At 58.2% G+C, this 21,768-nt stretch carries 29 protein-coding genes; 5 read left to right on the top strand and 24 right to left on the bottom strand.

Going from position 1 to position 21,768, the window contains the following annotated elements; all coding sequences use genetic code 11:
• Nucleotides 1-28 precede the first annotated feature (28 nt).
• The 3 genes from ACQY4Y_RS16365 to ACQY4Y_RS16375 all read left to right on the top strand — a co-directional run bounded on the left by ACQY4Y_RS16365 (nt 29) and on the right by ACQY4Y_RS16375 (nt 1,923).
• Nucleotides 29-388 (top strand): single-stranded DNA-binding protein, encoded by a 360-nt coding sequence (locus tag ACQY4Y_RS16365; protein ID WP_428491664.1) that lies wholly within the window; start codon nt 29-31, stop codon nt 386-388.
• 91 nt (nt 389-479) lie between these two features.
• On the top strand, nt 480-854 hold the full coding sequence (locus ACQY4Y_RS16370; protein WP_428491665.1) for a hypothetical protein: 375 nt from the start codon (nt 480-482) through the stop codon (nt 852-854).
• A gap of 217 nt (nt 855-1,071) precedes the next feature.
• Complete coding sequence (locus ACQY4Y_RS16375; protein WP_428491666.1) at nt 1,072-1,923, top strand: hypothetical protein; 852 nt, start codon at nt 1,072-1,074, stop codon at nt 1,921-1,923.
• A 219-nt stretch (nt 1,924-2,142) separates the two neighbouring features.
• Here ACQY4Y_RS16375 and ACQY4Y_RS16380 read toward each other — a convergent pair whose 3' ends face one another.
• Nucleotides 2,143-2,355 (bottom strand): DUF2945 domain-containing protein, encoded by a 213-nt coding sequence (locus ACQY4Y_RS16380; protein WP_428491667.1) that lies wholly within the window; start codon nt 2,353-2,355, stop codon nt 2,143-2,145.
• Nucleotides 2,356-2,418: 63 nt separating this feature from the next.
• On the bottom strand, nt 2,419-3,306 hold the full coding sequence (locus tag ACQY4Y_RS16385; RefSeq protein WP_428491668.1) for an SOS response-associated peptidase: 888 nt from the start codon (nt 3,304-3,306) through the stop codon (nt 2,419-2,421).
• Nucleotides 3,307-3,496: 190 nt separating this feature from the next.
• On the opposite strand from ACQY4Y_RS16385, the gene ACQY4Y_RS16390 reads away from it, so the two are divergent.
• Nucleotides 3,497-4,057, top strand: a complete 561-nt coding sequence (locus ACQY4Y_RS16390) for a hypothetical protein (RefSeq protein WP_428491669.1) — start codon at nt 3,497-3,499, stop codon at nt 4,055-4,057.
• A gap of 46 nt (nt 4,058-4,103) precedes the next feature.
• Here ACQY4Y_RS16390 and ACQY4Y_RS16395 read toward each other — a convergent pair whose 3' ends face one another.
• The 4 genes from ACQY4Y_RS16395 to ACQY4Y_RS16410 are packed head-to-tail and all read right to left on the bottom strand — an operon-like array spanning nt 4,104 to nt 7,327.
• Nucleotides 4,104-5,477 carry a hypothetical protein gene (locus ACQY4Y_RS16395; protein WP_428491670.1) on the bottom strand — a complete coding sequence of 458 codons (1,374 nt, stop codon included), beginning with the start codon at nt 5,475-5,477 and terminating at the stop codon, nt 4,104-4,106.
• 22 nt (nt 5,478-5,499) lie between these two features.
• Nucleotides 5,500-6,741: a hypothetical protein gene (locus tag ACQY4Y_RS16400; protein ID WP_428491671.1), complete on the bottom strand. Its 1,242-nt coding sequence runs from the start codon at nt 6,739-6,741 to the stop codon at nt 5,500-5,502.
• Nucleotides 6,741-6,941 (bottom strand): hypothetical protein, encoded by a 201-nt coding sequence (locus ACQY4Y_RS16405; protein ID WP_428491672.1) that lies wholly within the window; start codon nt 6,939-6,941, stop codon nt 6,741-6,743. The genes ACQY4Y_RS16400 and ACQY4Y_RS16405 overlap by 1 nt, the downstream gene beginning before the upstream one ends.
• Entirely contained in the window at nt 6,938-7,327 is a 390-nt protein-coding gene (locus ACQY4Y_RS16410; RefSeq protein WP_428491673.1) for a hypothetical protein, read from the bottom strand. The genes ACQY4Y_RS16405 and ACQY4Y_RS16410 overlap by 4 nt, the downstream gene beginning before the upstream one ends.
• A gap of 449 nt (nt 7,328-7,776) precedes the next feature.
• Here ACQY4Y_RS16410 and ACQY4Y_RS16415 point away from each other — a divergent pair, with 449 nt between their 5' ends.
• Nucleotides 7,777-8,853 (top strand): heme-binding protein, encoded by a 1,077-nt coding sequence (locus ACQY4Y_RS16415; protein WP_428491674.1) that lies wholly within the window; start codon nt 7,777-7,779, stop codon nt 8,851-8,853.
• Nucleotides 8,854-8,966: 113 nt separating this feature from the next.
• On the opposite strand, the gene ACQY4Y_RS16420 is transcribed toward ACQY4Y_RS16415, so the two are convergent.
• The 18 genes from ACQY4Y_RS16420 to ACQY4Y_RS16505 form a co-directional block, all read right to left on the bottom strand.
• Entirely contained in the window at nt 8,967-9,299 is a 333-nt protein-coding gene (locus ACQY4Y_RS16420; RefSeq protein WP_428491675.1) for a hypothetical protein, read from the bottom strand.
• Nucleotides 9,296-10,036, bottom strand: coding sequence for a hypothetical protein (locus ACQY4Y_RS16425; RefSeq protein WP_428491676.1), 741 nt, complete (start codon nt 10,034-10,036; stop codon nt 9,296-9,298). Before ACQY4Y_RS16425 ends, ACQY4Y_RS16420 begins: the two co-directional genes overlap by 4 nt.
• Nucleotides 10,036-10,338, bottom strand: coding sequence for a hypothetical protein (locus ACQY4Y_RS16430; RefSeq protein WP_428491677.1), 303 nt, complete (start codon nt 10,336-10,338; stop codon nt 10,036-10,038). Before ACQY4Y_RS16430 ends, ACQY4Y_RS16425 begins: the two co-directional genes overlap by 1 nt.
• A gap of 17 nt (nt 10,339-10,355) precedes the next feature.
• Nucleotides 10,356-10,544 carry a hypothetical protein gene (locus ACQY4Y_RS16435; protein WP_428491678.1) on the bottom strand — a complete coding sequence of 63 codons (189 nt, stop codon included), beginning with the start codon at nt 10,542-10,544 and terminating at the stop codon, nt 10,356-10,358.
• 61 nt (nt 10,545-10,605) lie between these two features.
• Complete coding sequence (locus ACQY4Y_RS16440; protein WP_428491679.1) at nt 10,606-10,824, bottom strand: hypothetical protein; 219 nt, start codon at nt 10,822-10,824, stop codon at nt 10,606-10,608.
• On the bottom strand, nt 10,825-11,241 hold the full coding sequence (locus ACQY4Y_RS16445; RefSeq protein ID WP_428491680.1) for a hypothetical protein: 417 nt from the start codon (nt 11,239-11,241) through the stop codon (nt 10,825-10,827).
• Nucleotides 11,242-11,285: 44 nt separating this feature from the next.
• Entirely contained in the window at nt 11,286-11,555 is a 270-nt protein-coding gene (locus ACQY4Y_RS16450) for a hypothetical protein (RefSeq protein ID WP_428491681.1), read from the bottom strand.
• Between the two features lie 16 nt (nt 11,556-11,571).
• Nucleotides 11,572-12,033, bottom strand: coding sequence for a M15 family metallopeptidase (locus ACQY4Y_RS16455; RefSeq protein ID WP_428491682.1), 462 nt, complete (start codon nt 12,031-12,033; stop codon nt 11,572-11,574).
• A gap of 174 nt (nt 12,034-12,207) precedes the next feature.
• Entirely contained in the window at nt 12,208-12,477 is a 270-nt protein-coding gene (locus tag ACQY4Y_RS16460) for a hypothetical protein (RefSeq protein ID WP_428491683.1), read from the bottom strand.
• A 1-nt stretch (nt 12,478) separates the two neighbouring features.
• The gene (locus ACQY4Y_RS16465) at nt 12,479-12,802 is read right to left on the bottom strand and encodes a hypothetical protein (protein ID WP_428491684.1); all 324 of its coding nucleotides are present in this window, start codon (nt 12,800-12,802) and stop codon (nt 12,479-12,481) included.
• Between the two features lie 39 nt (nt 12,803-12,841).
• A complete protein-coding gene (locus ACQY4Y_RS16470) occupies nt 12,842-14,176 on the bottom strand; it encodes a hypothetical protein (protein ID WP_428491685.1) in 1,335 nt (444 codons plus the stop codon).
• 19 nt (nt 14,177-14,195) lie between these two features.
• A complete protein-coding gene (locus ACQY4Y_RS16475; protein ID WP_428493654.1) occupies nt 14,196-16,703 on the bottom strand; it encodes a phage tail protein in 2,508 nt (835 codons plus the stop codon).
• Nucleotides 16,704-16,852: 149 nt separating this feature from the next.
• Nucleotides 16,853-17,566 (bottom strand): C40 family peptidase, encoded by a 714-nt coding sequence (locus ACQY4Y_RS16480; protein WP_428493729.1) that lies wholly within the window; start codon nt 17,564-17,566, stop codon nt 16,853-16,855.
• Complete coding sequence (locus ACQY4Y_RS16485; RefSeq protein WP_428491686.1) at nt 17,526-18,389, bottom strand: DUF2163 domain-containing protein; 864 nt, start codon at nt 18,387-18,389, stop codon at nt 17,526-17,528. The genes ACQY4Y_RS16480 and ACQY4Y_RS16485 overlap by 41 nt, the downstream gene beginning before the upstream one ends.
• Nucleotides 18,390-18,992: a DUF2460 domain-containing protein gene (locus ACQY4Y_RS16490; protein WP_428491687.1), complete on the bottom strand. Its 603-nt coding sequence runs from the start codon at nt 18,990-18,992 to the stop codon at nt 18,390-18,392. It abuts the gene before it with no gap.
• Nucleotides 18,989-21,169 carry a phage tail tape measure protein gene (locus ACQY4Y_RS16495; protein ID WP_428491688.1) on the bottom strand — a complete coding sequence of 727 codons (2,181 nt, stop codon included), beginning with the start codon at nt 21,167-21,169 and terminating at the stop codon, nt 18,989-18,991. Before ACQY4Y_RS16495 ends, ACQY4Y_RS16490 begins: the two co-directional genes overlap by 4 nt.
• The gene (locus ACQY4Y_RS16500) at nt 21,162-21,302 is read right to left on the bottom strand and encodes a hypothetical protein (RefSeq protein WP_428491689.1); all 141 of its coding nucleotides are present in this window, start codon (nt 21,300-21,302) and stop codon (nt 21,162-21,164) included. Before ACQY4Y_RS16500 ends, ACQY4Y_RS16495 begins: the two co-directional genes overlap by 8 nt.
• A gap of 104 nt (nt 21,303-21,406) precedes the next feature.
• The gene (locus ACQY4Y_RS16505; RefSeq protein WP_428491690.1) at nt 21,407-21,724 is read right to left on the bottom strand and encodes a hypothetical protein; all 318 of its coding nucleotides are present in this window, start codon (nt 21,722-21,724) and stop codon (nt 21,407-21,409) included.
• Nucleotides 21,725-21,768 lie beyond the last annotated feature (44 nt).

Raw genomic sequence — 21,768 nt, forward strand, 5'->3', positions numbered from 1 at the left:
ACCGGTCCAACAACAAAGGAAAACCCCCATGTCCAACGGAACATTCAGCCAAACAATCCTCACCGGCCGCGTCGGCAAGGATCCGACAACGCACACCTTCAATGACGGCTCCAAGCGCGCGGCGTTCAGTTTGGCAACGTCTGAAAGCTGGAAAGACGGCGAGGGCGCAAAACAGGAGAAGACCCAGTGGCATTTGGTAGTCGCGTTCGGCCCCGTCGCCAACATCGTCTCGGATTACGTGCGGCAGGGCGACCTTGTGCAGGTGGTCGGCCAGAACGAGACGCGGGAGTATGAGAAGGATGGTTCGAAGCGCTCCGTCACCGAGGTCGTCTTGCGCGGGCCGAGGGCGTCGATCGGGTTGCTAAATTCAAAGCGCGAGCCTGGGTGAGGCGGTTTGAATGCAAAGAAGCACCCTCGACCGGTTAGGGCCGAGGGTGTGGTATGCAAGCCCGCTGTGCGTAATACCAGGGGAGAACGGGATGTCTTCGGACGGAAACTTCAAAGCAGTCGGACGGTTTGAGCTCATCAAGTTTGAGGCAGGAGGCACAGAGCCGGTCGCTATCATTGGATTTGATGGTGTCGGGGGTGCCGCGCACGTTCGCATGGGAGCGGACGGAAGCGCGGAGAAATTCAGTTCTATTGGATTGGCTTTGTTGGTTGATTGTATGCCTGAAGGTGAAGAACGCGACTATCTCGATGTCGTTCACGCTGCGTTGGAGGAACTCGTTGACGCTAATTTCAGAGTGATCGAGCAGATTGAAGATGCCAACAGCATGAGAGACGCAAGTGATGATAATGCCAAAGAGTATATCGAAAAGGCGAGGACGCTGTTAGCGCCCCTATATCGGCGATGAAATATAACATCACCCTCGACCAGTTAAGGTTGAGAGGGTTCGGGGCTATCGAGGGTTTACGGAGGTCTATCTGGCGGATAAAGCGTTGCTGCAGGGCGACGAGGGCCTGATTGAGGTGGCGCGAATCCGTACTGTGATGGACGTTTAGACTGCTTGACGGGCAATCATCGCGCCGATTAGAACTGCCGCCCATTTCAGCCCAAAGGACCCGTCCGTCATGAACTTCTCGAGCGCATCGCAGCTTCATTGGACCTCAAAGAGTTTCGCCGACACCGTGAAAACACAGGCACTCCGTCCCTTGATTCTGGCGTATGTCGCGAATGTCCATCGATCGCTGTTTTCGCACGAGCTCCTGGATTGCGTCATGCATTCTACAGGATTGCATGAGCGGGCGCGCTATCGCGTACGGATGCAGACGCTTGCACGGCCCTTCATTAACTCTGATGACTTGCAAGTTGTTAAAGACAGCCTTCGGGCGATGGCAAAAGCTGAGTGGCTTACGTTTAGGACATTGGCCTTTCCAGGCGAGCGGGATATTCCCGGTGATCCGCTTGAGCCGGGGGATAGGGAAGATATCCTTGGTTCGGTAATCGCATATGCTGATGGGGGCGCGGCGTTGCAGGCCACGCTGGAGAACCAGGTCACAAATACCTGGACGGCGGTCGAATCATTATACCGCCGTCTTTGTCGGGAAGCCTGTCATGTGCGTGATCTGCACTCGGTGCCATCGATCAAGCCAATTGATCCAGACGCGTTGCGGTTTGCGAGCCTGCCTTCCGCCCGGAAAAGCTATCGTCAGGTTTTTGGTCCCGATCCAATTCCAGCCGCTATGAGTGATCAGGCGTTAGATATCCTGTCTTCGCTGCGCCATGCGCTGGAACACAATGCCGGTTATTGCGATCTTGAGTATTTGAACCGGGTTGATTCGTATCCTGCGCTGCCAAAGGCCAAAATGGGCGACAAGATACTCCTGGATGGGCCAGCGACTTTGGCGTTTGTTCAAGCGGTCATTCCAGTCGCCGAGGGTCTGATCCACCAGGTTGATGACTGGATACAGTCGCGGCTTTAAGTGCTAAGGGCGCATCCGAGCCCTGCGACTCTAAATCAACAGCGGTTCGTCGTCCTTGACCTCTACCGCCTCCAGCAGTCCCGGCCCGTCGTTCCGGACGCTGCTGACGTTCCGCCCAACCGGCCATACCCGAAGGCGGTCGGCCTCGGGCCATTACAAGGCGCGTCCCGGCGGCGCGCCGATAGCACTGCCGGGGCCAGCGGCGGTGTGAGACTCGCTTCAGGCTTTCTTCGCAAGTCCCTCGGCTTTATGCGCGGCCTTCCGTCCGGTCTTTGCGCTCTTGACGATGTATTGGGGTTCGTTCTTCGAAGCCGCCACCTTGTGGCCCTTGATCTGCGTCGCAGAGGTCTGCCTCTTTTCAACCGTGCCGCTCGTCTTGCCCTGGGCGGTGTTCCACTCGACCTTGTCGCCAGCTTTCAGTGATTTCGCCATCGGTGTACTCCTGCCGCTCTTGGCGATGGAAATGAGGGCCAAAGGCGGCCTGCCTACGCTGGCTCACGGTGTTGTCAATATTGGTTCTTTCTGCTCGCCATCGTCCCCGCGTCGTTCGGATGATCCGGGATCTCCTTCAAGCAACGGCAATGGAGACGCGGCGCGTTCGACACTAGCTGCGGCGGCAAGATTCACCAGTTCCATCGTTCCATCCTGCTTTTCGCCGCGAAGCACGATGCTGAGCGAACCGTTGGGGAGCGGGCGCTGGAGAGCGCTAGCCTCGGACCACGGCGCCCGCAGCCAGGCCTCCCGTTCCTCCTCGGTCGTCAGAATGGCAGGCATCGCCTGCGGGTGAACGGTTGCGATCTCGGCGTTCGGCTCGGTTGTCAGAAACCCGAACAGATCGGCCGCCACTTCGCTCTCTCTTATCTTCCGGACGGAGGTCCATCGGGTCCATATGCCGGCGAAAAACGCCAGCGGACGATCGTCGCTTAGCGCAAACCAGATCGGTTGTTTCGATCCGCCGGGAGCTAATTCGTTTTCGGAGAAGCTGGTGAACGGCACCAGGCACCGGCTTTCCGGTCCAAGCCACCGTCGCCAATGAGGGGATCCGACGTTGCGGATGTTTGTGACGCCGGGATCGGTCTTCTTGCCCTTCAGGGCAAAGACCGGCGACGGCATGCCCCATCGCGCCAGGACAAGTTCCTTGCCGTCCGGGCCGTTCCGGACGATGGGAGCGCCGTAATCCGGGAAGATGCCGGGCAGTGGCGGTAGATTGCCGGTTCGGTCCGTCATCGCGCGGGTAGCGGCAAGGATCGCCTGCTGGCCCTTGGTCACGCTGTAGAGGTTGCACATGGCGCCTCTATAGCAGGTCGGGCATGGGAACGCCCTTCCCAGGCTAAGTGTCCGGCAGCTGTCATTTGCTTCTGGTGCAAGCCGGCCGCGCGCCAAGACGGCGTGGTGATGGTGCGGGACCGGGAAAGCTGGAAGCGCCGGTGAACGGCGGTGTTCGAAGTAAACGCAGAAAAGCCCCGCCCCGGCATAAGCCAAGGGCGGGGCTGATCGAAGCTATCCAGCCGGAGGGATGTTGGCCCCGGCCAGAGATTGCTAACTGCTATATGTGCGTGCTCATAAGATGGAAATGCAGCCGCCATCCGAACAGGCAGAAAATACGACCCCCACTATGAAGGTGCGCGCCTGGAGCCGCTTTCTGTCAGGCGCTCGCTTCGTCGAGAAAGTGGTTTTAGGCCTGTGGCTCGGTTTAATAGGCGCGGGCATCGCAGTGTTCGCGGCGGCGGTGCCGAATCTCTACGCCGACGAGCCTATGATGCGATGCGGCGCGTTGGCGGTTACGCAGATTACACTCGAGGCGATTATCTTAGGAGGGATGGGCGCAATTGTGCTAATCGCCACCATTTTTCGGCTAGCGCGATTTTTCCTAGAAATCCGCATGCCGAGGCGGCTCTGCATTGTGAGGTTTTCTGCGGCTTTGTTATGGTTGGCTGCCGGGGTCGCCGGCGTCGTGGTATTTTTCAATCTGATCTACGGCCTCGAATGGACAATCAATCACCCACCGAGTCCGCCGCCGGACATAAAGGAGCACTTCAACGCGGAAGTATGCAGAAACCTGATAACCGACTCCCATCCGCATAATTGGTTTAGCGATCACTTGGGCATGCCGCCCGCAGATAAGATCAAGTAGCCGGCCAATGGTTATGGAGTCCGCAGGGAAGGGTTGGCAGGCTTTCTCACAAGCCTGACAGAAACGCGCGAACTTCGATGGCGTCCTGCTCATTGCCGTAGGCATCCTGATGCAGCCCATCAAGGGTCATAAGGTTCGCAGGTCCGCCAGATCCATTGCCTCGCCATTTGAGAGCATCCGTCGTGCTTCTGATATTGACCCTGGGGAAGGCGTATATGAACGTTCCGTCAGATACCTTGGTATCGACCCAGGAATTGAGCTGGGACGAATAATCTGCCACGGCCCATCCGGCCACGTAGGTCTGATCGCTATCCTGGTTCCATACGCTGCCTGTCGATGTGGTGCGCGGCCCAAGCTTGAAGAACATCAGCCGATTGCTTGTAATTCCATTTGCCTGAAGACCGGCGACGATCGTCTGGATGTTCGTCTCGATCGTAGCGACGTTCGCCGTGCCGGAGTTGCCAATATCATTGGTGCCAATGCCGACAATCGCCGCGTTACAGTATTTTGCCAGCACTTGCCACTTGGTATTGGTCCCGGTGAAGAACGCAGCAGTAGTGCCCGAGCGGGCCACGTTGATGGGGCGGGGATTGGTGAAACCGGAAGCGTCGTGCATGGAGTGCTGGAAAAATCCGATTCCATAAGGTCCCTGAGCATTACCGCTCTCAGTGCCCAAAACCATGGTGCTATCGCCAAGGCCAAAGACAGATATACTATCGCTAGAAGGGTTGCCCAAAAGCATCGGCACACCCGACAGTTTATTGTCGACCGCAGGCGTCGTGCCGCTGTATGTAACTAGTCCGGTGCCATCAACGCCGTTGGTGATTGTAGTATTAGCTGGCAAGTAGAATATCGATTGAGAACCCGAGTAATCTGCTGTCGGGATATAATTGCTGATCGTGTTGGCGCTTCCGCTCGTCTGCAGCTCGTAGCGCAACCAGTACACGGCGCCACGCGGAAATACGGTCAGCCCGTTTGCCGCTGCTGAAACCGTATCGAACACCACATTGTTCTCGCCGCTTGCCATCGTGTATGAGCGTGAGCCGTTTTTATACAACGGTATAGAAAGGCCGGTATTAGTCTCAATCGAGACTTTCAATATCGTGACCGCATTGCCGGTATTCTGTTCGCCGCCGCTGTCGTACCAATTATAAAACATGGCAGTCAGGGTGCGCATGTCTTGGCCTAGAACCTCAGGCTCTCGATCAATCAAGTTTGTGAAACTCGACATAGTCTGCGAGCTGTTGGCTATCTTGTTCTGGACAGACGCTACCCTCAACGGAAGCAGGGCGGAACTTTGGTTGAAGCCTAGAGGATTGACGACGCCAGCCTGTGCGATGGGCGTCGTCAATAGCATTAGCGCAATAAATAGCGTTTTCAGGACATTCTTCGAGCCCAAGCCCGATGGTTTCAAAAACATGATCGTGCTGCCTTTCTACCCGTTAGCGCAAATCAAGCGTGGCAACACACAACATGCTGGCGCCGTCGGAGGTGCAGGACAGCAAGTCAACCTTGCCCGCCCCCGTCGATAATGTCGGCGCCGTCCCCGACGGCCATTTGAACACCGCGTTCCAGGTGATCGTCCGGCTGCCCGTGCCGTCCTGGATGACGCGAAGCATATAATTGCCGCCGTCGATCATGTTCGTCGGAGTCGCCATGGTTCGGTTGCCGCCCAGAGTGACTTTGGCGGTCTGAGCGGTATTCAGGTTCCAGGTGACCGTAGCGGCATCGGTCAGGGTGGCCGTGCCGAAATTCTGCTGGGCGGTGTATGTGGTCGGAGTGGCTGCCGTGATCAGGGCCGCGCCGTTCACATACAGACCCGTCGCATTGATCGTCCCCGCGCCTTTGTCGCCGCCCGTGACCGTCGGCGGCACGGTAACCCCGGTGTCGCTCTCGAACCGGATGACGGACGTCAGCGTGATGCTGTTCGGTGGCGTGATGGCGATATCGCCATAGGTGCCCGTCGCCCCGGTGGTCCAGTTCTGCGACGCATAGGCCCGGAAGGACGCCTGCGGGCCGACCAGGGCTGTGCCGTTGTAGCCATAGGCGTTGAAGCCGCCCATCTCATCGTTGGCCTGTACGGCCGTTGGGGAGGCCGCTGTGCCGTCGGATCGGACGGCGGTAAAGAATGCCGGGGCCGCGAAGGCGTCGGCCTCCAGGCGTGTTGCGGTGCCGTCTATGTTGCCTCCCTGCAGGATCGTGCCCGTTCTTGGGGCTGAAAGCGCAGCTGCGTTGCGATCGATGGTAAGGGCGCTGGTGAAGGCGACCGCGCCCGATAGGGTCAGATTGCCGTTCAGCAGACCCAGCGTGGCCCCGTTGGTGCCGGTGTTTGCCGTCGCGGCTGTGCCGAGGGTCGGCTTACCCGTGAGGTCGCCGTAGGCTCCTGTGGATGCCACTGAAGCCAGGCCGAGCAGCGAGGCGGCGGAGGCCGGCGCGATGGTGGTCATTGACCCAGCGGAGTTGAACAGAAACTGACCGCTCGTGCCGGGGGCGTGCGTCTGGTCATAGACGGCGAAAGCAGCGGGGTTGGTTTGAAAGCCGCCCGGCGTGCCGGCGCGCACCATCGGGATGATATCGGTGCCGGTCAGCGTCCCGGCCGCCGGATAAGCGCTGATCTGCACGGCATTGGCCGGGGCGGTGAAAGCCAGCAGGGAAAGCAGGAAGGCGGCGGTAAAATGGCGCATCAAATAGTCTCCATCGGGTTCTGGGATTCGTCTTGCATTGAATTGAGGGATTGGTCTTGCATGGCCGGCGAACCGCTATCTTCAAGGATCTGGCCGGACTCGTCCTGCATCGGCGCGCCGTTCTGGTCGAGCAGTCCGGTGTAGGGCGCGGCCTTGATGGTCAGGATGATCGTCGCGCGCAGGCGGGGAGTAAAAGTCATGCGATCCCCGCGTAAACCTTGATGAGAATTGACGTCCGCGCTCCGTCGCCCTGCGAAAACTCGATTAAGGCAGGCGGCGTCATCTGTAGTTCTCCATACAGCCAGCGCCACGGGATGAGATCACCGTTCTTTGGCCGGGGGTCGATGTCGATGTCGGTCAGAATGGCGGATCGAATATTCAGGGCGATGACGCCGGTCTCGACCGCGATGATGCCGCCGTTCGAAACGGTGAGAGAGAATGCGGGAACCGCATCGGCATAGGCGGTTTTGAAGCCGACGCTCAACGTCCAGGTGGAGACGTCCACCACCGACCCATATTGATCGACGAAGGCGAGTTCCGCGTAAAAGGAATCGCCCTGCGTCATTTCGTAGAGCAGCGGCGTCATGGTTTTGCTATCTGTTGAGTGTTGAAGGCCCAGCTTTGACTGGACCTGCGGCCAAGCGGGATTGCGTTGAAGTTCTGAGGCCCACAATACGCGGGTACGCGACTTGACCTCGATGACCACGAGACCGGCGTTGACAAATTCCTGACGGGTGATCTACATGATTGCGACGCGTGTCTGGTAATTGCACCGCGTCTCGTACATCCGACCTGAAATTGTGGACACGCTCTAAAGGCAAACCATTGATGTGCCGTGCCGCCTGCGGTCGTCCGCATCAGGTGTGATCTAAGTCACAGTCGAAACTCTCAATTGAATGCAATGTAGTTCCAGAACGAGCGCAAGCACCCCGCCGTTTTTCCATGGAGCATTCGGGAAACCGTGTGCCCTCGCCGCGCACGACCGGTCCATGCGGGCGCAGCCCGACATGTTTTTGAAGTCAACAGGAGCAAATAATGCCGTCCCTTGCACCGATTGCCATACTGGCTGAATTCCAGCAACAGCTCGTTGGAAACTGGAGAAATCAGGACTTTGGGCAAAATGCTCATGGTGTTGCCGTCGGCGGAGAGGAGCACCCGCTATCCTACAATATTATGCCATTGCCGCAGACATCCGATCCGGATGGATACATCTTGAAGAATTTCAAGTATCACGAGAGGCTGCATTTCAACAATGACGATGTTGAACACACTCTTGCCGTCGCGGCCCGCGCTCCCAACCGGGGAGGACAGGTGAATCAGGACGCGCGCGCGTTGTTCTACGAACAACAGGTCATATTTGCCGAAGGTCCCGGCGCGGGCACGGTAGTGCATGTGGAGAACGGAGCCTGGCTGTGGCTACCCCGGTATATTCAGCAGCCTGGACCATATCCCGCTGACCCGCCAGGAACGCTAGTCTCGAATGCGCTTCAACAGCCATCGAATATGACGATTGCCAAGCAGATTTCGGTGCCGCACGGCAATTCAATTCTCGCCCTTGGCAACTTTGACACGGTGCCGGGACCCAACGGAGCCGGGGCATGGAACGGAACCTCCATCATAAACGGAAGTCCTGTAATTCCTGATGGCGCATCCCCTTATCCGGCGCCAGAAGTACCGGTTCCGCTTCCCCTTGGCGATCCGATTCCGCCAGTATTAGAATCAATTCTCAATGCCGATGAACGCTATTCCGCGCTCCGGGCAGATCCCGCTGATTTCGAGAATCCCCATCCGCAACTTACTCAGTTTCCCAACAAGCCGCTTCAGGAGGCCGTCGCAATCATCCGGCCCGAATCTTTCATGCACTGGCGTGTTACAACCCAACCGCTGTTGGGCGGCAAAGGCGTGGTAACAAACATCCCGTTCGAACAGGAAGTTTCGAAGGTCAAAGACTACTTTGCCGACTACTGGCTCCTTTTTAAGGATGGGAAAAAGTATCTGGCCTATACCCAGACGATCATTTTGATCCTGAGGATTCCAATCGCACAAACAGAAAGGGTCAAGGAATACGTTTTCCCGCACGTCACCTGCAATACCGTTACCTTCTGCGACTGACCCTTTCGGGCGCGGCTGACGAATCGGTTCCGTCAGCCGCTGCTCGAATCAGCGCGTATTTGTCGTGATCGGCCTCGTTCCAGCCGCCCGCACCACGGGCCTCAATGTTGCACCTATATCGGCGGCGGAGTAGAGGCGTCTGTATTCCACGCATCCGGCATCGCCCTCGACTCGAACGCGAATCCCCCCAGCTGCGACATTGCGTCATCGTCGGGCTGGGTGAAATAAAACGTGCCGTCAGGGCTGTCTTTGACGGTGTCCCAGGCGGTCGTCAGCGCGGCCAGTACATTTTGACCGGTGGCGTCGATCTTTCCGATGATTGATCCGTCATCCATGACCGTATAGCCACCGGCGCGGGCCTTTGCGGCATAGGCGGAATTGACCGCATTCAGACATGCCTGGGCTGCATCTTGTGTTTGAAATTCGAGGATCAGCGTCTCATTCATGAAATGCCCCACTTGGTTTTCAAATAGCTGTTTACCGCATCGAAGTCAGGGCCGCCGTTTCCATTATTAAACTCTTGCGCATACAACAAGATCTCTGCGTAGTTCACGACTACAGCTGCCGAAGTGGCGCTATTATAAGATCCGATATACATTTGCGTCTGCGTACCTGCTGTGGGTTCCGCATAGAAAGACCCGATGACGCCGTCACGTATGGCATAAAGGAAGTTATTCGCCCGGCTGATCCCGCCAACAATGTGCGGCAAAAGGTCCTGGGTGATCGCCAGTTGCCCACCGTGATCCGAGTTGCCGCGCTTGTTGGAAAGCACGCCGCTCGCCTCGTTGATATTGCTCAGTCCGTTGGAGCCGAGATAAAAAAACTGACTTGCGCCTTGCGCTATCAGGTCCTGCTTGACGATGAACATCGTCCATGGCTGGCTGGGGCCGAAATACGAATATAGCCCTGCGGGCAGAATCATGTTTTTGGCGTTGGCGTATAAAACATTCAAGCCGTTGATGGTGTTGCTGCCGCTGACCATCTGCTTCGCGCCAGTTGGTTGCATGGCGTTATAACCATTGCCGGATTTGTCGTTCCACTGGTTGACCGAACCGGATACCTGCGCGATGGTCGAGGCATCGGCGGCGTCAAGCCAGAGCGCAATGTTGGGGATCGAGGTCGGCTTGAACGGGCGCGTTCCAGACTGGGGCAGGGCCAGCCCTAAACCAAGACCAAGCCGCATCAGATAATAATCCCGGCAATTTTATTGCCGCCGATCACCGGCACCTGCACGGGATCGTTGCCAGGATAGGCCTTGCTGGCATTACCCTTGGCGGCAGTCGGGCTTAATCCGATGGCGAACTCGAACGGCGCGTCGGCCCACACCGCCGCATATTCAGCGCCAGCCGGTGCGGGATTGGTGGAGCCGCCGGTGGTGATGTCGATCGTCTCGCTGGCAATGAAAGGGCCTTCGGTCTGCATATCGACCCCGGCGATAAAGACGCGGTTCCATTTATGCCATGCGACGTACATGGTTGTGGCCATTCGGATCTCCTAAAATGCTATTGGGGTTTCGCGCCGAGATCGCGCAGCTTGTTTCGGACGGTCAAATAGTCCGGCATCATGGTTTGCAGGGCAGAGCAGTGCGATGTATCAACGGCAAGCCGCGCGCAGCCCGTCGCAAGGACGTTCAGCTCGTCGAGGGCTTTGAGCTGCACGTCGTCGGAATAGGCATAAAGAGGCGGCAGCACGCGGGGAACGCGTGCGGCTGCGCTTTGCACCGGCGCGGATGATCGAACGGCTACAACAGGCTTAAAACCGTCCAGTGCGCAGGCTGTCAGCAGTGTCAGCAGCGGTAGCAGGAGGAACGGCCTCCATGGACGCGCGGTCGGCGTTTTCCTGTTTGACGTGCTGCAACTCATTCTCATCCTTCCCCAATTGAACGTCGTCATCGCGGCTTTTGTTTTTTCCCATGATGCCGGAGATGATCGAACCGAAAAATCCGATGACCGCCGCGATGATCGGGCCCATTTAAGCCGCCGGGGTTTCAGTTGCGGGGGTGGGGGGCGTCAGCGCGGTTTCAACAGCTGTCACGTCCGTTAGGGCTTCCGTGGTCAGGATGTGCAGCGTGTCGTCCAGAAGAGCCGTGCCGGTCGCCTTGACGTCCGCGATGACCGCCGAGCCAGCCGCGCCCTTGCTTTCCGCGCCGGTCAAAACTCCAGCGACATTTTCAGCGATGGTCGCGCCGGCCTTTTCAAGGACCGGTAAGCCAACGGCCGCCGCTTCAGCCGCCAGCTTGGCAATTGTTTTCGGGATCAGGGCCAGGACGGCTTTTACCTGCGGGCTGAGCTCGCTTTCGCCGGCAATCCATGCCTCGATATGGGCCGGGATGTGTTCGATGCCGCTGATGATATTATGAAAGCCGCCGCCGGTTGATGTGTCGGTCATGATGATGCCCTGTTATTGGTTAATTCGATGCGCTATGGTACCGTCTATTTCGCCCGTTGTACAGCGGGCGTTTCAGCTAACTTCTGATTGGATGCCACAAGGCTGACGATGGTCTTGTCCTTTTGCGTTCTCATATGGTCGTGCGCCCACTGAATGAATGCCGTGATGGCCAGGCCGACGACTGTCATGGCGACCGTATTGATTTGGTCCTGGATGGCGTCGGTGACGGTGAAGCCGCTGTCGTTCATGATGGTGACGACGCAGTTGGTTATGAGGGTTGCCGCCATCGCGGTATTGCCCATGACTACTTTCATGAATGGTGTCCTTAAATCAGGGGTAAACGGTGGGGTCGAGTTGAATGTGGTCGAGATCGGTAAAACAGGATTTGCCGAGGGCTTTGCGCCCGGCGACGTAGCCTGAATAAGCGGCGTCTGCGGATGGCTGTTGGTCGAGGCGGCAATTCCAACAGCCACCCCACTCAATCGCGATCCCAAGTTCCACAGCGGCCTGGCGGAATGCCTCGGCGATGACGTGGTAAGGCGCGTCATCCCACGTTCCCCTGCCATCAACGAAGGCCATAAAATCCACGGCCTTGCCGGTCAGGTGGCGGGAATTCATCGTCTCAGACTTCCCGGACGCGACGCACTGAGCCTCTTCCTCTTCCGTCCTCAAGCCCTCGATGATGGCGAAATCGAGGGGCGAGATTTGCAGCGTGCGGACGACCAGTTTTTGGAGATCGGGATGGACGCCTTGAAGATTTACGAGGGAGTGATGCGAGAGCTGGAAGGTCAATTGTCAGACGCTTTCTCGACCTTGATGCCGCAATCGAGGGAAAGATTGCAGGCGCCATGGCCGCGTTGGTGATTTAGGGGGCAGATGATATGCGGGGTGCAGTATGGCTTGAATGCGCAGCTGGTCAGGACCAGCACGGCTATAATGCTGGTCCGCATGAGATTACTCGGTTTGTTAACGCGTTTTCTTGCCGATTTGAATAAGCACTTCGGTAATTTTATCCGTCACTTTCTCGGCGTGCTTTTCCTGTTTTTCAGCCCAGTCCTTGCGTTCCTGGCGATGACTATCCTGAATAGTCTTCATATCCGTCCTCCATTCATCCCGTTCGCTTTTATGCCAACGCATCAGGAGGACAATTAGTCCCGCAGCTAATAACATAATTAGAACGGTTAAAAAGCACCACGGCCCGAAGTCCTTGGCTATTTCAAGGGCTTGTTGAGGCATATCACAGCCTTTTTCCGATTTTGCGGAAGTTCCGGTACTGCCTCCATAAGGCCCAGATCAGACACGCTATAACGAAGGGACGTATAAAATATATAATGGTCCAGGTTGTATGGCCGGCGTTAAAAGCGCCCGACATACCAAAACAGGCGGTAATCAGGAACATCATCGAGTCGGCCAGATAGACGCGGGACATGCTTCGGGCAATCTCGGCCCGCGAGCGCCGGATGAATGCCCACAGAAGGAGGCTCAGAACGAACCCGAAGGCCGACAGGATCAGGGTTATGAGGCCGGTGATCTCCTTGTATTCGATGAGGTATTCTATCATGATTTTACTCCACCCGTTTCTGAGCGGGTTCTGCTGGTGTCAATAGTATTCAGTCACTTCGATGTAGCCGGACCCGCCGCTTCCGCCGGGATTTGTGCCGCCGCCAGCGGATCCGCCGTAACCGATGTTGAAGGTGTATGTGGATGCCGGAGACGAGATGAGCTTGCGTGCATATTCGCCGCCCGCGCCGGAGCCGGAGCTGTTAATGGACCCGGAGCCGGACGCGCCGCCACCTCCACCGCCGCCGGAATTTGCCGCTGCTGACGATGCGGCCCCGCCAGTCACCGTTCCTGCCGCACCAAAGCCCATCTCGCTGTTGCCGCCCGTGGTGCTATCCGCCGCGATGAAACTTCCGGCCTGTCCAGCGCGCCGTTTATCCGCCGAGCCGGAACCGCCTGTCCCGCCTGGGCCTGGATAGGCTGTGCTGCTGAAACCTCCACCACCGCCTCCGCCAACCGCGTAAATGGTGTCAAAATTAGTCGCGCCGCCATTGCCGCCGTCATAACGCGAACCGCCGTAACCCCCGCCACCACCACCGCCGCCGACCATCTCGACAAGGATGGAAGTCACGCCCGCCGGGCGCGTGTAGGTCGTTCCGCTGGTCAGGTATTGATAGGTCGGCGTGGATGACACCAACGGCTTGCCGCTAACCCTCTGATATGTGCGAATTCGCCAAGCCCCGGAGCCCAGATATTCGACTATCGCGGTATCGCCAGCCGCCGTGACGATGTTCGCCAGGCCGGGGCAAAGCAGGTTCGAGCTGTGCGTAAGGGTCAGCGCCGCCGTGAATTCGATCAGGTAGATCGGCGAAGTTAAAGCTGCAGACGATCCGAACGATGTGATCGTCGTCGTGCCGGTGATCATGACGTTCCGGCTGAGGATGCTGCCGAGATCACAGGTAGAGGCCGAGGATATCGACCCTTGCGCGCCGAACCCGCCGGGGCTGAGGGCCGCAAAGTTACGCTCGTCGGTGATGATGGCGTTGGTGATCGAGGTCGTGCTGGTCTGAAGCAGGATCTGAGCGACCGGGCTTTTGCCGGACGGAATCGCCGGTGGTGTCGGCGAAACGGCTTCGGTGCCGGTGACGACCGATGCGACGCCTGTCACGTTATCGATCACCACCCGGTCGATCCGGGGGTGGGAAGCAGGCGCGGTGATCGTTCCCGTGCTCTGCGCGGTCTTCTCGGTCAGCGTCGTCCCGTCGAAGAGGCTGCCGGCGTCCAGCATGATCGTCATGTTGGGGGAAGTCTGCGCATGCGGCGCGAACCGGCCGACGATGCGCTGCGCGGCGACGCTGTTATTATCGATGTTATTTTTATAGACGGACCCGGTGACGGCGGTATTATTGAGCAGGCTATAAGGCGCGATCGTCATGGGTAGTCTTTCCGGGCAGCTAGATGCCCTTGGCCTGAATCGTCACAGTTCCGCCGACGTCGGTGCCGCTGGCGTTCCAGACGTGGATGACGCAATCGGTGGTTGTTATCATCGATGCCGCCGCAAAAAGCGCGGTAGAGGAAATCGCCGTCGGCACGACATACGGAACGTCATGGAATGGCTGCGGGAAGGTCACTGTCGTCCCGCCCGCCGCGATGGTGGCGTTTTGCACCTGCTCGATCAGCGGCGACCGATCCACGGTGTAGGTGAAGTCATTCAAATACCCGACTGCCCCGGCGCTCGGATTGTAGATGATCTTCATGTTCAGGTAGCGGACCGGGACTTCGCCGACGGTCCAGTCAACATACGTCCCCGGATCGCTGCCGGTCGTCCAGGCGTCGAGCTGGGTCGAGGCCGTCGCGCCGCCCGATTGCCCCGGTCCCGCCGTGATCTGGTAGGCCGAGTGAATCCGCAGGCTATTGATGTACCCAATGTCGAAAGACGGTGTGATGTAATAGGCCGTCGAAACTGGATCGGTGACAAAGTTGTTGAAGATCGTGAAATCGGATGTCGAGTTCGCCAGCGTTGTGCTGTCTGGAACGAGAACGCCCGTCCAGTGACGGACGAAGCCGACCATTGTCCCGGCCCAGTCCGCTTCCTGGACTTGAACCGTCGTGGTGTCATTGTTGTTCACTACGACAAGGTCGAACGTCGCGATGTGGGCCGAAACCTGGTCCGCGATGTCGCGGGCCTTGATGCCGAACGTCCATGTCCCCGGAGGAACGGCGGCGTTGGTCATCTCCGTGCCGCGGCTGGCCTCGGTCAGCAGCGTGAATTCATGCCAGTCGGTCTCGCCCATCGCGGCATAGCCGATGTCATAGCCCTTGAGGGCGTAATCGGCGACCTGGCTCCAGGTGAAGTTCACCGTGTTGCCGTTCTGCTGGACGACGAAGTTGGCCACGTCGTCCGGGTGCGGCGGCCCTTGGATCGTGTACGAATAGGGCTCGACATCGGCGAGCGATTGCTCGCCCGCCTGGAACAGGTTGAACGACAGCAGCTTGACGTAAATCGTCTGGCCGATCTGGCTCTTGTCATAGCCGTAGACGAAGATCGCGTCGTCCAGGCGGGCAAACTGGCTGCCGGAGGCGTGGGAGCTGGCCGTCGTCCCGTACATCCCCCGGCGCAGATAGGTCAGGTCGTAAGTGTTCGCGCCGGTCAGCGTCGCGGTCTGGTAAGCAGCAAGTTCGCCGCCGACGTAGCAGAGCGTATGGCCCTGATCCGCGTCGTCTTGCGTCCCGGACAGCAACTGGCCGTCGCTCTCGCTCAAATCGACCGACAGCGTGTGCATCGTGTCCGGGTCCGGCGACGAAGGCAGGGTGGCCGTCAACGCGCCCTGGCGGGCCTTGTCGAGGACTCGGCCGGCTAGCTTATAGTTCTCGTCGTCGCTTGATATGTGGACCTCGGCGCCGCCCCACAGGTCGCCGCCGGAGATCGCCATCCATGCTTCGAGGCCGGAGGTGGTTCCAAGTTGCACGGGCGGCTCGAAGATAACCGGTACATTGCAGTCGCCGGGATCGGCATTGTAATTCTGGCTGTAGCCCGAACTCGTTTGGAACGAGTAGGCTGGGGCGTGGCCGGTCCCGGCAAGGTATTGCTCGACGGTGAAATCAATCGTGCCGTCGCCGTTGATATCCATCTCAAGGATGCGGACCCACTGCTTGTTGAGGCCGAGCTTGGCATCCGTGATTGAAATGATGTCCATCGGATCGAGCGCGATGTACCGCTCGTCGGTGCTGAACGTGTACTGGTTTCTGACCAGGTTCCGTTGAAGCTGCAGGCGGGCGGACAAGTTGGCGGCGGTCGCGTTGCAGAAGATATGGCTTGCCGACGCGGTGATCTGACGCAGACCATTGGCATCTATCGAGGCCTGATCGTCTGCTTGCGCGATCTGGGTGTTGTAGTCGTTCGTGCGGTCCAGATATTCGACCTGAACCGAATTGTAGGCGTCGGAGGGACGCGTCCGTTTTAACTGAACTGGTCCGGCGTCCTTTGGCAGAAAATCATCGTCGTCAAGATCGAACAGCGGTTCCGACGGCGGCGTGTAGGTCTTGCCGTTGCCGGTAACCGTCTCGTCCCCATAGGGCACGACGGTCAGCTGCATCTGCGACCAGACGAATTCGCTGTTGGTCGCGGTCATCAGGTCGGCGAGCGTGCTGTTCGCGGCCTGCTGCTGGTCAAGCATGAAGGACACGAACAGGCCCGTCGAGATAACGTAATTCTGGTAGGTGGTCAGATCGCCGACCATCGCCGCGGGAAAGCCGCAGCCGCAGTGTGGATCGGACAGGAAGTGCGTGACGACCTGCGATGCGTCGGCGTCGTAACCGTTGATGGTGTCCGAATAGAAGCCCAGCACTTCGAAATTGTGGGACGGCATGGACGGAGAACCGTTCGGCAGTTCGTATCCGGCCGTCCCGGCATAGGCCAGGCCGCGATAGTTCAGAGCGACGTCCGGGTGGTGGACCGTCATGAAGTCCCACGCCAGCTGGTCGTAGCCGCCGGTAAAGCGGTTGAAATACTGCAGCGCGGCGTCGACTTCCTTGTCGCGCCATAGCTTGCCGTAGCCTTGAATCGGCCCTTCGCAGGCCGCGAACAGGGCAGAGATGCTGTAGATGTAGTTCAGAGTGCTGCCGCTGTTGCCGCCTGCACCCTTGCCCGCCGCCCCGCCCGTCTTGTAGGACCGGGAAGCGAAATCGCCGTACCAGATAATGTTGGGCGCGAGCCGGACGCTGCCGTAGACGATGGCGATCGCCTGGCCGGCCGTGGATGTCTGAAGGTTGATGCTGGTATATGCGGGCTGTTGCTGCGCCTGAACCTTTGGTTTACCGAAAAAGGACATTCACACTTCCAATAGCTGAAGAATTTGCGCTCCCGTGGCTTGCTGCCGTTCATGGTCAGCCACCCTGCCTGCTCGACGTTCTCCATCACCACGCCCTGCTTGACGTGCGCGTGGATGACGGTCGGCCAGTCGACGACGATCGCTCCATGACTATAACAACGACCAAATTTCCATAGGACGATATCGCCTGGCTGCGGTGTTTCGACTTCGCGGCAGTATTTCAGCACCCCGTCGAGATAGGTTTCCGTCGAGCGATGCAGGTTGAACTGCGGGCTGTAGTATTTAATCTCGAAATCGCCGAGTAGGCCGCAAGCTTTGGCGACAAGAACGACCAGCGTCATGCAGTCGACGCCGACGCGTTTGAGTTGACCTAACACATGATACTTCGTGCCCACCCAAGTGCGGGCTTCGGCGACGATTGCGGCGCGGGTTTCCTGCTCGATATCCATTATGTCAAGAAGCCGTTTCTGCAATCGGAATAAAGGGTTGGCCATGAAAGTTGGCCTGATTTGAAAACTTGCTGCCACACGTCGATAATGATTTGTCGCAGCCGACGTAAATACTAAACCCGTCCCCCGTCGCCGGCGCACTCGGGAACGGTACGATGACCTGAATCGTGCCCGTCGTGTAAGTCTTGACGGTCCGTGATAGTCCGGCGTTTGCACCGCTTGTGAAGGTGATGACACCGAGATCATAATAACCAGATGAGGCCGCCAAGCTGGCGCTCACAACGCTGGCGGTTGATCCACTGGTCGCGGTTCCGACGGCCGTAAATGTTGCGCGATTCAGGGCGCAGGATGCGTCAAATAAGGCATTGCTGCAACTAGCTTGATACAGCCTGCGCGGCATCTGAATATCCAAAAGCTGCCGGAAGTCGGCGACGTTGAACGTCACCTTTTCCCGGCCCAGATCGATCTCGGACACCTGGCCGCCGTCGAGAATGATCGACCCGACCGCCGCGGCCGATCCGGTCGGCATGTAAGCCCGTTCGCGCATGACGGTCGCGTTGTCGAAAACACCGTTGACGGCAGCGACAATGAATGGAACGCCGTTGATCGTGGCCTGCTTCGGCATCACGTCGAACGACAGCGTGCTGACATCGAGACCGTTTTTCCAGGTCGATTTTGCCGGACTGGTTTCGAACGCCGCGCCGCCGCCAAGTCCAGCGGAGAAGGTGAATCCGTCATGGACGATGTCCATTCCATACGAGGTGTAACGCAGCACCGTGCCGGAGGATAATGTGATTGTGTAAAGTGTGGCTCCGAAAAAATTCCGGCTCGCCCATAATGCCAGCAGATCCGAGGATACGGCTTTCATTCAAAACTCGCTCGAAAACTGAACCGTATCCGACGTATAAATTCCGGCGTACGAATTTTTCGTCGATAACGTCGGGTTGTCGAACCGGCACGGGAAATAGAAGCTGAAATCAGCCGTGATGACCTTTCCGGCTGCCGGGGCGGACGTAAATGTCAGAACGCCCGGCGTCGCGGTGCCGTAGGCCGAGACAGACCAACCCGACGTTTGGTTAACGCCGTCCAGATAGACCTTGCTGACCGTGTGCGGGGCGAGGACTGGTTCTACGAAATTTGCCCATGAACGCACGAGCTGAAACGCCGTCTTCGTCCCGTCGCCGGTCCCAATGGCCTGGCCGGTCACTGCATTGTCCGTGGCGTCCTGGTACAGGAATGTCCCGAACATGCCGTTGCAGGCGTTATAGATGCCGACGAGGGCCTGATACTCGGCGTTGGAGTCGGCCCGCAGGAAGTTGTAGGCCAGCGTCCAGCGGTGGCGCGGGTAAAGCCGGTTGCCGATGGCCGACCGCTGGCCGGACACCGACTCAATGACGTTGTTTCCCGTCCAGTCGAAGTCGTGCTGGACGTCCCAGCCGAGGCCGGGGAGGGTCGGGAATATGGCGGTCATCGCATTGCAGCCCGTAGGTCACTGTTGCCGTTGCGATGAGCGGTCCTGACCGCGCTGGCGATGGCGTCGGGGTTGGAGCGCAACATTTCCTGAAAGGACTTCGCGTCGTGGGTTTGAATGTGGACGTGGATGTCGCCGCCTCCGGCTGCACCGCTCTGGCCCTGTCGCCACGCCTCCGCAGCGCTGGCTGGCATGATCGTCTCGCCCGCGTGCACCATGGCGACATGATCCGAATTGATCTTCCAAGCGCCGACGTCGTAGGAGGCGAGGCCTTCGTAGGCCAGTGCACTGGCGTAGGCTGTGGCAGCTGCCGCCGGGGCCAGGATTGGACCGACGTACGGGATAGCGGCCGTGGCAGCATAAGCGCCCGCGCCTGCCTGCGCAGCATTTGCCGCAATGTTGGCTCGTGCGGCGGCCTGCGTGCTGGTTTCACCAAAGATAAGGGTGGCTAGTTGTTGCTCAGCCCACTTTTCCAGCACACCCAACACGGCGGTGAGCATTCCGTCCATGACCGAAGCAACGGCCTGTCCGAACGTTTCGGTGCCTTTGATCATCCCTGTGATAGCGGAGTTGAATCCGCTGAACATCGAATTGAAAAACTGCTGGAACTTCTGTTGTTCTTGCTGGACATGCTGGTTGTCCATTTGCTGCTTTTTTCGCAGCTCGTCCTGGTAGTTTTTGGCGTCCTTGCCGTATATTTGCAGCAGATAGGCCAGCTTCTTGTTTTCAAGGGCCTCGACCTGCGCAAAGTTGCCTTGGGCAGCTTTAATTTTCTGGTCGTAGGCCGCAATGGTGGCTTGAACGTCCTTTTGATATTCCTGATTTTCGAACGAATAAACCTTTTCGACGAGGGCGTTGTATTCTTTCGACCCCTTGTCCGCCGTCGCCAGTTTGGCCTTCCAGAAATCCTCCTCGACCTGTTTGGCTTTGTCGCCAAAGATTTGCTGCGCTATCAGCATGTTGTCGAGCTCGGCCTGCCAGGCCTGCATCTGATCTTTGTCGCCTTCCTTGCCCATGTGGTCGCCGGGCGCGCCCATACCAGGCTTGGGCTGCTTATCTTCAGATGGTTTCGGTGGAAGTGCGTGCTGCCACAAAGCCTTCATCTTGGTGGCGTAGTCAGTCCAGACATTGGTGGCGTTATCGACCATCTCCTTGTCTCGGACGGCCATGTCCTTGCCCATCTGGTCGTAGGCTTCGGAAGCACCCTTCATATTGAAGGTTGCGGCATCCTTTATCATGACCGCAGTCTTCAACGCCATCTCCCCGATATTGAGGAATGTGTTTTTTGCGACATCCCACATCACATCGAAGATGGAGATAAGGCCGGTGATCGCCGTAATCAGGGTGTCGATTGCTACTTCGATCGCCGTGAGAACATAGGAAACCGTACCGCCGTCGCGAGCGGAAGCTACGAAGCCTTGGGCAAGGAAGGTAAGTTCGCTGACGACCGCGTCGATCGCCGGCTTAAATTGTTCGAAGAGGGTGTTGCTGACGCCCTGAAAGGACGCATGCATATTCGTTATGCCCTGTTTTGTCTGCGCAAGCGCATCGTCCATTTCGGTCGTCATGGCGGCGCCGGTGTCCGTAAGCGCGGCCTTTAGGTCCTCAAGACCGGAGCTGCCACGGTCGAGGACTGGTATTAAGTCGGCGCCCTGCCGCCCGAACAGCATCATCGCAACGGCCGTCTTGTTGCCGCCGTCTGCTGTCTTCCCGAAGGCGTCCATTACCTCCGTTAAAATGGCATCCAGCGGTTTTATCTGACCGCTGGCATTACGGACCGAAATGCCTAATGTCTCAAACGCAGCGGCCTGTGTACCGGTGCCCTTAGCTGCGTCCTGAATTCCGACCGAAAATCTCTCAAGGCCGTGCCGTAGTTCTTCGAGCGAAACGTCAGACAGCGATGCGGCGTACTGGAGAAGGCTGACTTGTTCAACCGACAAGCCAATCTGTTGCGCGGTCCGCTCGACCTGCAGGCCCAAGTCTGTAATGTGTTCGAGGAAATCGTCAATTTTCTCGATGGCGAAAGCGGCAATCATCGCCTCGCCAAGTTCGGTGAAGGTGTCCTGAACGCCTTTGCTAAATTCAGCTAGTCCTTCGAGCTGCTCCTTTACGGCGTTGACGCCCGCAACCACGCCTTCGATGGAAGCACCGAATTTCACACTTACGTCTTCAGCCATGAACCGTTCCGCCTTCTTGCACGTTCAGCAGGTCAGCCGGATCGCCCTTGACCTTGGATTTTCTCGCCATGTGAACCGCTGCCAATATCAGATGCGTGGGCGGGTTTTCAGACCATTCCTCGTGCAGGGCCATCAGACGGGTCCAGGTCAGGCTGTCTTCCCAATAATCCCATGTCGTGCCCGGAAGATTATTGCAGGCGCGGGCGATGATCCTATCCCAGTCAGGGAGTTCACCGCCTACTGCGCTTCCCCCTGGCTGTCCTGCGCCTCCGTCTTTTTCATGTAGCCTGTCTGCTGGACGATGACAGGGATTGCCTCGAACAGTTCACGGGTTCCAATGGGGCTGTCCATGAACGCCACCTTGCTGAAGTCAGGCGTGCCGCGCTGGACGGCCAGGAATACGCACTCCAGAAGATCGTCGAACTGTTCGGTGGTCATCGCGTCGACCTTCATGCCGCGCAGCCGGCCCAAGGCCGGGCCGATGATGCGTTGCTGTTTCGGTGCCAGTAAAGGGATTGGATATTCTTTGCCGGCCAGCGTGATTGTCGGGTCCATTAGGTGCCAACTCCCATCTTGTAGACATTCGGCGGGGTGCTGCC

This window comes from Rhodopila sp. (assembly GCF_965277165.1).
Lineage (GTDB): Bacteria > Pseudomonadota > Alphaproteobacteria > Acetobacterales > Acetobacteraceae > Rhodopila.